Annotated in this window: 10 protein-coding genes; 4 read left to right on the top strand and 6 right to left on the bottom strand. The window is 52.8% G+C overall.

All coding sequences use genetic code 11. The annotated features are described in order from the left end of the window. Positions 1-12 precede the first annotated feature (12 nt). Both GU926_RS13695 and GU926_RS13690 read left to right on the top strand, forming a co-directional pair. Positions 13-477 (top strand): GNAT family N-acetyltransferase, encoded by a 465-nt coding sequence (locus GU926_RS13695; RefSeq protein ID WP_160692820.1) that lies wholly within the window; start codon positions 13-15, stop codon positions 475-477. A 57-nt stretch (positions 478-534) separates the two neighbouring features. Further along, positions 535-1,098: a DUF4252 domain-containing protein gene (locus GU926_RS13690; RefSeq protein ID WP_160692818.1), complete on the top strand. Its 564-nt coding sequence runs from the start codon at positions 535-537 to the stop codon at positions 1,096-1,098. 200 nt (positions 1,099-1,298) lie between these two features. On the opposite strand, the gene GU926_RS13685 is transcribed toward GU926_RS13690, so the two are convergent. After that, positions 1,299-4,184, bottom strand: coding sequence for a CHASE domain-containing protein (locus tag GU926_RS13685; protein ID WP_160692816.1), 2,886 nt, complete (start codon positions 4,182-4,184; stop codon positions 1,299-1,301). 103 nt (positions 4,185-4,287) lie between these two features. Next, positions 4,288-5,637, bottom strand: a complete 1,350-nt coding sequence (locus tag GU926_RS13680) for an FAD-dependent oxidoreductase (RefSeq protein WP_160692814.1) — start codon at positions 5,635-5,637, stop codon at positions 4,288-4,290. Positions 5,638-5,712: 75 nt separating this feature from the next. On the opposite strand from GU926_RS13680, the gene GU926_RS13675 reads away from it, so the two are divergent. Together GU926_RS13675 and GU926_RS13670 are read left to right on the top strand one after the other, a co-directional pair. Next, entirely contained in the window at positions 5,713-6,246 is a 534-nt protein-coding gene (locus GU926_RS13675; protein ID WP_232058333.1) for a methylated-DNA--[protein]-cysteine S-methyltransferase, read from the top strand. Positions 6,247-6,414: 168 nt separating this feature from the next. Further along, positions 6,415-6,891, top strand: coding sequence for a hypothetical protein (locus GU926_RS13670; RefSeq protein WP_160692812.1), 477 nt, complete (start codon positions 6,415-6,417; stop codon positions 6,889-6,891). A gap of 151 nt (positions 6,892-7,042) precedes the next feature. Here GU926_RS13670 and GU926_RS13665 read toward each other — a convergent pair whose 3' ends face one another. From GU926_RS13665 to GU926_RS13650, 4 genes are all read right to left on the bottom strand, one after another. Then, positions 7,043-7,657 carry an alpha-ketoglutarate-dependent dioxygenase AlkB family protein gene (locus tag GU926_RS13665; RefSeq protein ID WP_232058332.1) on the bottom strand — a complete coding sequence of 205 codons (615 nt, stop codon included), beginning with the start codon at positions 7,655-7,657 and terminating at the stop codon, positions 7,043-7,045. 7 nt (positions 7,658-7,664) lie between these two features. Further along, positions 7,665-8,918, bottom strand: coding sequence for a cation:proton antiporter (locus tag GU926_RS13660; protein ID WP_160692810.1), 1,254 nt, complete (start codon positions 8,916-8,918; stop codon positions 7,665-7,667). Positions 8,919-9,254: 336 nt separating this feature from the next. Continuing rightward, positions 9,255-10,538: a kynureninase gene (gene kynU / locus GU926_RS13655; RefSeq protein ID WP_160692808.1), complete on the bottom strand. Its 1,284-nt coding sequence runs from the start codon at positions 10,536-10,538 to the stop codon at positions 9,255-9,257. 273 nt (positions 10,539-10,811) lie between these two features. Then, positions 10,812-11,867, bottom strand: a complete 1,056-nt coding sequence (locus GU926_RS13650) for an amidohydrolase family protein (protein ID WP_160692806.1) — start codon at positions 11,865-11,867, stop codon at positions 10,812-10,814. Between the last annotated feature and the right edge of the window lie 179 nt (positions 11,868-12,046).

The raw sequence follows: 12,046 nt of genomic DNA, 5'->3' as shown, positions 1-12,046 counted from the left end.
TATCTTGTCTCCATGGACCTGAACCAACACCGACCCCTTGATTTCCTGCTGAGTTTTGACAAAGCGCGACTGCAACTGGACGTCATTCATGGGTATCTGGCGAAGAGTTATTGGTCGCCGGGTATTCCCAGAGAGGTGGTGGAACGCGCCATAGAAAATTCACTGTGCGTGGGCGTGTATCATCAAGAAAAGCAAGTAGCCTTCGCCCGCCTCATCACTGATTTTGCCACCTTTGCCTACCTCTGCGATGTGTTTGTACTGGAAGAATCGCGCGGCCAGGGATTGTCTAAATGGATGCTGGAAGCCTTGCAAGCACACCCACAACTACAAGGGCTGAGGCGCTGGCTATTAGCCACCAGAGACGCGCACAGCCTGTATGCCCAGTTCGGGTTTACGCCGCTGCCTTCTGCTGAGCCGTTCATGCAGTTGCACACGCCCAATGCCTACCAGACCGCCGCTTTCCTGGACCAGAAGTAGGTGCTTCTGACCGTTTTTGGGCTGTTTTCCGTAAAACAGGCTAAAAACGACATTCCTATGGCAACGTCCACCTCCGTTATAACGACAAATCTTCACATCAGAAAGTACCTTCTATTCCTGTGCACGGCGGTATTGCTGGGTGCGCAGGCCTGTAGCAGCACCAGCAAACTGCCGCCGGCCCAAACCAGCCTGGAATTCTATGACAAGTACCGCAACCAGCCCGGCTTTAAGGGCAACAGCATTCCGGTGGGGTTGGCGGCGCGCCTGATTGGCAGTCAGCTGGATGACTCTACCAAGGCCATGTTACAGGGTATTAGAAGCGTACGCATGCTCACCTATGCCCCTGAGAACAACAAAGGCCAGCGCTTTTTGACCAACAGTCTCTTACCCGAGATTCAGAATGTGTTCAAGACCCCATCCTATAGCTCTTTGCCCTTGAACGGACCAGCAGGTTTGGAACTGCGTGTAAAGGAAGAGCAGGAGAAAGTAAAGGAACTAGCGGTGTTTGGCCAACGGAGCAATGGCTTCCTGCTTCTGTTGGTGGAAGGCAACATGGACCAGCGCATGATTCAGAAAGTACTGCAGAAAATTGACCCAGACCTGGTGGCCAAGGATTTATAGGCAGCACCTCTCTGGACTTGTCTAAATGGAGCTGTAGTTTGGTGGCTCATGGCGCAAGCGGGCGCTTGTACCATGACAAAAGGAATCTCTAGATAGCCATTTATTCCGTTTCTGGCATGATTTCCAGAAAACAGCCCAAAAACCAGAAGGCCCGGTGATTGATCATCGGGCCTTCTGGTTTCACACATTTGACTCAGGACTCAGGACTCTTTTACGGAATCCTTGAAATACACAGAGAAGGTGGTGCCTTTGCCGGGCTCAGAGTCTACCTCAATGCGTCCCTCGTTGTTCTCAATAATGCGCTTGACAATGTAGAGCCCAATGCCCGTGCCTTCTACATGCGAGTGCAACCGCCGGAACATGCTGAAGAGCTTGCCCTGCTGGTCTTTTCTAATGCCCAGACCATTGTCCTGGACCGTGAGCACAATGTAGCCTCCCTCTCGTTTGGTAGTCAGGTTCACTACGGGATCTTGGGCGGGGTCACGGTACTTGACGGCGTTAGACACCAGGTTGTACAGAATGCTGCGCAGGTTTTTGCGGGCATACTGGAGGGAAGGCACTTCAAAGGAAGCGTTAATCCGGGCCTTGGCTTCATGAATCATGGGGGCAATGTCTTCCTCTACGCCGGCCAGCACCTCGGCAAAGAGAAGCTCCTCGGCCTGCTGGCTTTCCATGTTCTTCTGCACCTTGGTAATCTCGGTGAGATCCATGATGGTGCCTTTGAGCTTGCCAATAGAGGCGGCCACCATCTTCAGGAGAACCTGGTCTTCTTCGTGCTCGTCTTTGGTGGAGGCGTTGTCAATGAGCGCGGTGGTGAGGGCTTCCAGGTTAGAGAGCGGTGAGCGCAGGTCATGCGAGGCCGTGTACACAAAGTTGTCCAGGTCATTGTTGATGCGCAGCAGCTCCTCGTTCTTCTTGACCAGTTCCTCATTGATGAAGGCCAACTGCTCGCGGCTTTTCACCTGCTCGGTCACTTCTACGGCAAAGGTCAGGACAGATTCTACCTGGTTCTGGTCATCCAGAATGGGTTCATAGACGATGTTGAAGAAACGGATGACGTCTTCCTGGGCTGGGGCTTCGGCATCAAATGTAACGGGCACCCCCTGGGCAATATAGGCTTTCCCGGACTGGGCTACAATGTGGAGGATTTTCCTGAACGGCTCTCGCTGCGAAGGCGGCAGTGCGGCAAAGGCGTCTCCGCCTACTTTGGCCTTGCCGCCATACAGCTCGCTCAGGTACGAATTGACCAGCGTGTACGTCATGTCCTGCAACCGCACCAGTCCCACAATGGCGGGTACCTGCATGAAAATGCGCTGCAGCATCTCGGCGTTGCTCTTGAGGCGGTTCACGATGGCTATGCGCTCTGTAATGTCAGACACTGAGCCTATGTAGCCCAAAAACACGTCTTCGTTCTCAAACCTCGGGCTGCCCGTGTTCAACACCCACCGGTACTCCCCGTCCTGCCGGCGCAGGCGGTACTCGCTCCTGAACTCCTGGTGGAACTCAATGGAGGCGGCATAGGCTTTATAGGCGACCTCCTTGTCTTCTGGGTGCACAAACTGCTCCCAACCGCGGCCCATGTTCTCCTCCAGGGTAGAGCCCGTGAACTCCAGCCACTGGCGGTTCACGTAGGTGCACTGCTTTTGGGCGTCTGTCATCCAGACCATGACCGGGGTGTTGTCTGCCATGTTCCTGAAACGGGCCTCGCTTTCCAAAAGGGCCTGCTGGGCGCGGCGCTCTTCGGCTACGTTGCGCACTTCCAGAATATAGCCCACCACCTCGCCGCGCTGCCGCACAGAACGCACAGAACAGGACACAGGAATGCTTTTGCCGTCCTGGCAAAGGTAGGTGTCTTCAAAGCTGACGGGCGTGAGCGAAGTATACGGAGAGGCCTGGGGCGTTTTGTCTAAGGTAGAGTGCACCACGTCCTGAAAAGGTTTCTTGCGCAGGTCCTCCATGTCAATGCCCAACAGCCGGTACGCCGCCGGGTTCTGGAAGGTGCAGTAGCCGTAATTGTCCAGCAAAAACAAGCCAGCCGTGGTATTCTTGGTGATGAGCTCTGTGAGCTGGTTAGACTGCAGGTACCGGAGCAAAGACCAGGTGACAAAGAAGATGAGCAAACTAATGATGCTGCCCGCCAGCAGAATGAGGTTGTGCTCGTCTATGCCGGGGTTGTTAGAGAAAGCCCGCGTGGGCTTGAAGGCCAGCGTCCAGGTACGGCCCGCCAGACGCACCTGCTCCGTCCTGAACAGCCTGCGGCCGCTGGCGTCTAGCTTGGTCTGGCTGGTGTCATTGCTGTAGAGCAGGTCTTCGTCCCGTATCTCCTTCCCGTCATAGATATGAATGGTCACGTCTGTGAAGTCATCCCGCAGGGTGCCCTCAATCAAGTCCTTGGCCCTGAACGGAGCATACACAAACCCCTTGAGGTGGGCGCGGCGCTCCTCTATGGTGGCAAGCGAATCTCTGGTGTTATAGACGGGCAGGTAAATCAGGAAACCGGCCTGCACGCCTTTCACAAACTCCTGCACCAGCTTCACCTTGCCGGTCATGCCGGGCTTCCCGAAGTCACGGGCGGCTTCCATGGCTTCGCGGCGGGTGGGCTCACTGTACATGTCAAACCCAAAGGCGCGCATGTTGCGCACGTCCATGGGTTCAATGTACAGAATGGTAGAATATTCTGGCCGAAGGTCTTTGGGCTTTACCTCAAACCCCGCAAACCCTTCTGCCCGTATGCGCTGCTCCAGCAAGGGCACCTGCTCTGGGGTTAACATGGCGGCAAAGCCGATGCCCTGCATGCCCGGGTAGTTCTTCTCTACCTCCAGCGACTGCTGGTACTGCTTGAAATCAAGGCGCGTGACGGAGTCTGAGGAAAGAAACAGGCCTTTCACGCCCTTCAAGATCTGCACGTAATGGCCCATGCGCCGCTCCAGCGAAGTTTTCACTAGCTGGGTGCGCAGCTCAAACAGCTTGGCGTCGCGTTCCTGGTCACTGGACTTGGAGACGTAATACGCATACAGCGTTATCCCCAGCACCAGTACAAAGGAGCCGATGGCCAGGTAATAGTCTTTTAGCCGTGATATGATCATGTAGGGGAATAGGTTGCTCTGCCGCTAACCGGCCAGAGAGTGGAAGCGCCGCCAGGTGTTTTTGGCCTCTTTTCTGGGAAATAGCCTAAAAACGAAAAAGTGCCTACGCAAGTTGGCTTTGTAGGTAGGCTTGCACTTCTGGTTTGTCATAATCTGCCTCAGTGGCTATGTGCACCATCAGCTGCCGCATGATTTCCTCCTGCCGCTGCCCGTTGGCCAGCGCCTGAGAATATGGTAAATCCGGCGAAAACGTGACCATGCTGTACAAGGGCAGCCAGGCATCTGGGTATTGCGCGGTAATCTTGGATTCTATCTTCTTTTGAAGCAGGAATCTTGGATCAGCCACTTTGTCCCGCATCTCAATGAAATTGTACACGGCCAGGTCTGCGATGGCGTCTGTGTTGGGCTTGCGAAGCTCTTGGAAGGTCTTGAAAATGGTCTTCCAGTCAGAACCGTGCTCTTCTAAGAGGCCGCGCAGGATGGTGCAGTCTTCAAAGCCGGCGTTCATGCCCTGTCCGTAGAAGGGCACAATGGCGTGGGCGGCATCGCCTAACAATACTACTTTATCTGAATGGCTCCACGGGAAACACTTGACCGTCACCAGGGAGCCTACCGGGTTCTCAAAGAATTCCTGGGTTAGTTCTGGCATGAGGGCCGTGGCGTCTGGAAACACCTTCTGGAAAAAGCTTTCTACCTGCTCAGGCGTCTGCAGCTCTTTGAAAGAGACCTCGCCGTCATAAGGAAAGAACAGGGTGCAGGTAAAGGTACCGTCTACGTTGGGCAGCGCAATCATCATGTATTGGCCACGGGGCCAGATGTGCAGGGCGTTCTTCTCTAGTTGCCAGGAACCGTCTGCCGCCGGCGGAATGGTGAGTTCTTTGTAGCCATAGTCCAGGTAGCTCTGCTCATAGTTGAACCGGTCCGTCTTTTGCATGGACAGCCGCACCATGGAGAAAGCACCGTCTGCGGCAAACAAAACGTCTGGCTGTATGGTATGCTCTTGCCCGGTGGCGTTGTCTAAGAGCGTGACTTCATTGGTTTTGAGTTCTACCTCCAGTACCTGCTGTTGAAAATGGAGGTTTACGTTGGGCTGCGCTTCTGCCAGGTCCAACAAGGCCATGTTCAAGCCACCCCGGCTCACCGAATAGATGGCCTGCCCCGCCTGCCCGTACGGCTGAAAGGAAAGGTTGCCCTGCACGTCATGCATCACGCGGCGGTACATGGGAATGGCCACCTTCTTGATGTCTTCTGCAATGCCAATGGTCTCCAATGCGCGCCAGCCCCGGTCACTCAAGGCCAGGTTGATGGAACGGCCACCCGCCAGTTCTGCGCTGCGCAGGTCCGCCCTACGCTCATACACCTCTACCTTGTACCCTTGCTTGGCCAGGTACAAAGACAGCAAACAGCCCACCAGGCCGCCACCCATCACGCTTAACTGAGGTTCTTTCTCCATAAAAATTGGGTCCAGGTAAATTTTCAGAGGGCAAAGCCCGTAAATAGTAGGGCTCTACGGCTAGAAAGGTTAAACTTGGTTAAATTTCCTGAATTATCCATCATGCCTACTGCCGCCGCTCCGTTTGTGTTGCACCTGCCCAGCCCTTTGGGCACCCTTCGCCTGACCGCCAATGACACGCAGCTGGTTTCGGTGAGTTTTCCAGAAAATGAGCAAAAAACGGATTCGGACGTTATTCCGGCCATCTTAAGAGAAGCCGAAGCGCAACTGAACGCCTACTTCGCCGGCGAGCGCTCTACGTTTGACTTGCCATTACAGCCACAAGGAACTGCTTTCCAACAACAAGTCTGGCAGGCCTTACAACAGATTCCTATGGGTAAGACAGACACGTATTTAGGGTTGGCCAAACGCTTTGAGAACCCGGGTGCGGTGCGGGCAGTGGGCGTGGCCAACGGCGCCAACCCCTGGCTGGTCATCGTTCCCTGTCACCGCGTCATCGGCGGGAAGGGAGAATTGGTAGGCTATGCCGGCGGCCTCTGGCGCAAGAAATGGCTGCTGGAACATGAGGCCAAACTGAGCGGCGTGTACCAGACTGCTCTGGAATTTTGATTGAATGATGGATAGATTGAATGGTTGAACAAATGAACACATAACAGGTTGACACAAGTAATTACCAGAACCCTACTTCTTTCAATCCTCTTCATCAGCGTTCTAAGGCTACAGCCTGTTTGGGTGCGGCACGTAGGCAGTTTGTGGGTGGTTCTTTTTCACCTGCTAATGCTGTTATTCTTTATTTTGATTTGCGTCAGAGTCATAAGTGAGCTTTATAAACTAGCCAAAGGGAAACCACCCATCGATGCCAAGGCATATATTCCCCTGCTACTACTTACACTAACTCTTCTAGACTTCTTCTTCAATCCATTAAATATTGATTTGGAGAAGGCGTATGGCAAAATACTTTTTAGAGCTTGTTATGAAGGCACACAGAATCAAGCAACTTTTAAGCTTAGGGAAGAGAATACATTTGAGCTTCATGCAACTGGAGCGTTTTTCTATGACGAGTTTTTCTTAGGTTCTTACATTCAAAAAGGAGACACTTTAATCTTGGACTTCAGAGGCAAAAAGCCAGCTCATTTTAGTGACAAACTATTTATGGACAACCATAACCGCATCTTGACTATTAACAGAAAAGTCAATGACGGCACCCTGCTTGCATTGCCGTTTTACTATGGCTACTGCAAAGGCACCAATTAGATGTTCTCGCAGCTTCCCTTCCTTTTACTAGAATACACATTACCGTTTTTAGCCTGTTTTCTTGAAAATAGGCTAAAAACGAAGATGCCCTTTTACATTATTCTATTCTGAGAAATCAACTTCCAATTTTCATATCTCCAAATTTTCAAATTCACCTAATCACCCTAAACGTCAGGTTAATCCTGGGCTCAAGGGGCTTGGCAGATTTAGGGACTTGGTGTTGCCAGTGATGCTGGGTTTGGCCGGCCATTAAGAGGAGGCTGCCGGAGGGTAGCGCCAGTTTCTGCTTTAATTCTTTTTGAGTGCGGTGCCTGAAGTGAAAGCTCCGTTCCTGGCCTAAGCTGAGAGAAGCTATGACAGGATTGGGTCCTAGTTCTGGTTCATCATCTGCGTGCCAGCCCATGCTGTCCTGGCCGTTTCTATACAGATTAAGCAAAACGCTGTTGAAGGAAACACCGGTGCAGGCAAAGAGTTGATCGCGCAGTTGGGCTAAGATTGGAATCCAGGGGAGTGGTTGCCAGGTCAGACCCGAATAGGTGTAGGATTTTCCGGCATCGCCGTACCAAGCCGTGAGCCTGGGCTGCGGAATGGACTTGCCAAAGAACTTGATTTCCTCCTGCCGCCAAGCCACTTCGTTTTGAAGAGCCTCCCACAGCTTAGGTTGGTCCTTTACCGGAATAAAGTCTGGAACCAGGTACACTTCGGCATCTGGCATGGGCAATGCCTGGCTGGCAAACTGCGCGGTGAATGCTGTTGAAAGTGGCATAGGAAATTTACTCAACGCGTATGTCTTCCGGGTTTCGGCGGTTGTCCAGGTAGCGCATGATGGGCGTGGCCAGAATACCGTGCGTGATAATGGAGAGCAAAATAGTGAAACCGGCTATGGCCCAGATCTCGTCTGGGTTTAAAAATTTTGCGTGCGCGAAGGCAAAGGACAGGTAAAAGATGGAGCCTATCCCCCTAATCCCGAAAAAGCTGATGGCCCACCGCTCCCTCTGGTGCACGTTGCTGCCCAGCAAACCAATCATCCCGGCCAGAGGACGAATGATGAAGATAAACGCCAACCCTACCAAGGCACCCTGCCAGGTGAGCGCGGCCAATAAGCCATGCCCCAGACTTCCGCCGAAGAGAATCAGGACAATCACTACCAGCATGCGCTCTATCTGATCTGTGAAATCATGCATCTCGCGGTGGTAGGTGGTGTCCTTTTCTGAATTCTTGATGGTAAGACCCGTAATGAACACCGCTATGAACCCGTAACCGTGCAGAAACTCGGTGAGGCCGTAGACCAGAAGCGTGGTAGAGATGGCCACAAAACCGTCATGAGTCTCGGGGAGGGCGCCTTTTCTGGGAAGCTTAAAGATAAGGTACGCCAGAAGCTTGCCAATGAGAAACCCTACGCCCACGCCTACCATAATGCGGTACAGCACGTCATAGCTCAGCCAATGCCCCAGCCAGCCAGCCTCCCCTTCGCCCTGCGCTGCTAGGGCCAAGGCAATAGCCAACCAGGTAAACGGGAAGGCCATGCCGTCATTCAAACCCGCCTCTGCCGTGAGCGAAAACCGGGTATGGTCTTCCACTTCCTCGCTGGGCGGCCCTACCTGCACATCGGCGGCCAGCACGGGGTCTGTGGGTGCCAGCGCGGCGCCTAACAACACCGCCGAGGCCAGCGGCATGTTCAGCCAGAACGTAGCCAAAGCCACCAAGCCCGCAATACACAACAGCATGGTCCAACTCACCAGCCGCAAGGGCACGCGCCAGTTTTGCCAGGTAAGCCTTCTGTTGATTTTGATGCCCGTGCCCATTAACGTGATGATGACGCATAGTTCTGAGAGACGCAACACCAAGTCATTCTTGCGGAGTGGGTCTGGGTCTGGCAAGCCTAAGGGCAACTGGTAGATTAAAAGCCCCACCACAATAAAAAGGATGGAATACGAGAGCGGCACCTTCTGGAACAACGTAGGGAGCCAGGCCATGGTCAATGCCGCCGCGCCAATGACTACAAACGTGAGAAGGTACAAATCCATAGGTGCTGTTTGGTTTAGTGAGAGTCTTATACGAGGGCCTCGTATAAATACCTATAAAAAATGCTTCCGTTTTTGGGCTGTTTTCTAGAAAACAGCCCAAAAACGGAAGCATTTTTTATAATGATTAATGAATAATGATTAGTGACTAATAGTGGGATGGTGGCATTTCTCTACCTCTTGGTATGGCTGACCATTCTGCGCAATGGTTCCTGTCCTTTGCTTGTTGGTGACAACACCAACAAGAGCCACCGTATTTACCATCGTTCAGCATGGAAGTAATATCACTTCAGCTATGATGGCCGTCCACCGTTAATTGTTATTATTAATCATTAGTCACTAATCATTATTCATTATTTCAAAGTGGGCCGCCAAAAACTGCCCGAACCTATACACGTCCTCAAAGGTGTTGTACATGGGCGTTGGGGCGACTCTAATCACGTTTGGCTCGCGCCAGTCCAGGATGAAGCCGTTAGCCATGAGCGTGTCAAACAACTGGCGGCCGTTCTGGTTCACGAGCAAAGAAATCTGGCACCCTCTGGCTTCTGGTCCAGACGGCGTGATGATCTCCAGCAATTCTTTGGGTTGGTTCAGCTCTTTGATTAAGAATTCCAGGTAAGCAGTCAATCGCTCACTCTTAGCGCGTAGGTTCTCCATGCCGGCTTCTTCAAACAAGGCCAAGGACGCTTTGTGCACGGCCAAAGGCAAGATTTGCGCATTGGAGAGTTGCCAGCCTTCGGCGCCGGCCATGGGAATAAAACCCTTCTTCATCTGGAAACGCTCTTGCTGATCATGTCCCCACCAGCCGGCAAAGCGCGGCAGGTCTGGGTTATTGGCGTGACGCTCATGCACAAAGGCACCTGAAGTTCCGCCCGGCCCCGAGTTCATGTATTTATAAGTACACCACACGGCAAAGTCCACGTCCCAGTCATGCAACTGCAAGGGCACGTTGCCCGCAGCATGCGCCAAATCAAAGCCACACAAAGCGCCCACGGCATGCGCCGCTTTGGTGATGGCCGCCATGTCAAACACCTGACCGGTATAGTAATGCACACCGCCCATCATCACCAAAGCTAGCTCATTCCCGTGTTCCTGTATGGCTTGCAGAATGTCTTCGTTGCGCCAGGTAGTCTCTCCTTCGCGCGGAGAGATTTCTATGATGGCGTCTTCTGGGTTGTAGCCATGGAATTTCACCTGCGTCTCCAAGGCATATTGGTCACTGGGGAAAGCGCCGGCTTCGGTTAGAATTTTGTAGCGTCCTTCTTTGGGCTGATAAAACGATACCAACATCAAGTGCAGGTTCACGGTGAGTTGGTTCATGACGATGACCTCCTCTGGCTTGGCGCCTACAATGCGGGCGGTGGGCTCGGCCAGGGCTTTGTGGTAGGTGAACCAAGGCGTGTCTCCTTTAAAGTGGCCTTCTACGCCCAAAGTGGCCCATTTGTGCATCTCCTCCTCTACCGAGGCTCTGGCAGATTTGGGCTGAAGACCTAAAGAGTTTCCGCAGAGGTAAACGGTGTCTTGCCCGTTGTGCTGCGGTATGTGAAACTGCTCCCTGAAACCGCGCAATGAATCTGCCGCATCCTGGGCCTGGGCAAAGGCCAACGTATTTTGAAAGGTCATCTGATAAGTCTACTAATAGTCTATTGGAATAGCTGGCTAAATTACCTAACAGAGGCTAGACAACCATACATTCTTTAACAGATTGCGGGAATCTGTTTTTTGCCTATTTTCTAGAAAACAGGCAAAAAACAGCGGTTCCCTCGCTCGCCTCCGGCGAGTGTGAGCTACTTCAGGCCTCTGGCCGATGTGAACTTTTGTAGCGGCCAGAGGCCACGGGATGCTCACACTCGCCAGAGGCGAGCGAGGAAATACTAACCTTGTCAGGCTTTTGTATTACAAAGAAGGGCTGTGAGATGTTTTGAGGCTATTGGGCAGGAACTGTTCTTTCTGAAGACCCAGCCATTGCAAGGCAGAACCACTTAGAAGCATTTCTTTCACCGCATCTGGATACGGCATGGATTCAATCAGTTTGCCCGGCTCTAGTTCACCCAGCGGAAAAGGATAGTCACTGCCCAAGGCAATCTTATCTGCCCCGAACTGCTTGACCACATAGTCCAGCGTATTGGGGCAGTGCACCAGGGAGTCTATCCAGAACTTACCTAGATAATTAACCGGTGGCACGTTGTTGTCTACGGCGCATAAATCGGGGCGCACGTCAAAGCCATGCTGAATACGACCAATGGTGAATGGGAAAGAACCGCCACCGTGCGCAAAGGCTACCCGTAGGTTAGGTAGACGCTCCAAGACGCCGCCAAAAATCATGGAGCAGATGGCGCGAGAGGTTTCGGCGGGCATGCCTACCAGCCACGGGAGCCAGTACTTGCGCATCTTCTTTTCGCCCATCATGTCCCAAGGGTGTACAAAAATGGCGGCACCCAGGTCTGCGGCGGCTTCAAAGATGGGGAACAGCGCGTCATCATCCAGGTTCAGGTCATTGACGTTGGAGCCAATCTGCACCCCGGCCATGCCCAGTTCCTTTACGCACCGCTCCAGCTCTTTAATGGCCAGCTTGCTGTCTTGCATGGGCAGGGTACCCAGCCCTACAAAGCGTGTGGGATAATCAGCCACTACGCCGGCAATGTGGTCGTTCAGGATTTTGGAAAGGTCCCAAGTGTGTTCAGCTTTGGCCCAATAGGAGAACATGACCGGCACCGTGCTCAAGACCTGCACCTGCACCCCGTGGTGACTGCACTCTTTCATGCGCACTTTCGGGTCCCAAGTATTGTCCTGCACTTCCCTGAAGAAACGGTCATCCATCATCATGCGCGCACAACAAGGCTTGTGGTGCTCTAATCGCACGAAGCCGCCATAGCCATACCGCTCGCGCAAGTCCGGCCAGCGTTCGGGCAAGATGTGCGTGTGGATGTCTATTTTAAGCGACTGATGCATGATTCTAGCGTCTGCAGATGATTGGATGCTCAAAATAATAAAATCTGCGCACTTTCACGGAAAGGCTTTTCCATTCAGCCTCCGTTTTTGGGCTACTTTCTGGAAAACAGGCGAAAAACGGATAGATTGCTGATTGCTGGTCTCAACATGTAGGGGCATCGTGGTTGCCCTAACGCGTC

The sequence above is a fragment of the Nibribacter ruber genome (genome assembly GCF_009913235.1).
GTDB lineage: Bacteria > Bacteroidota > Bacteroidia > Cytophagales > Hymenobacteraceae > Nibribacter > Nibribacter ruber.
Note: the sequence above shows the minus strand (reverse complement) of the source record. Positions and strands in the feature narration are given on the sequence as shown.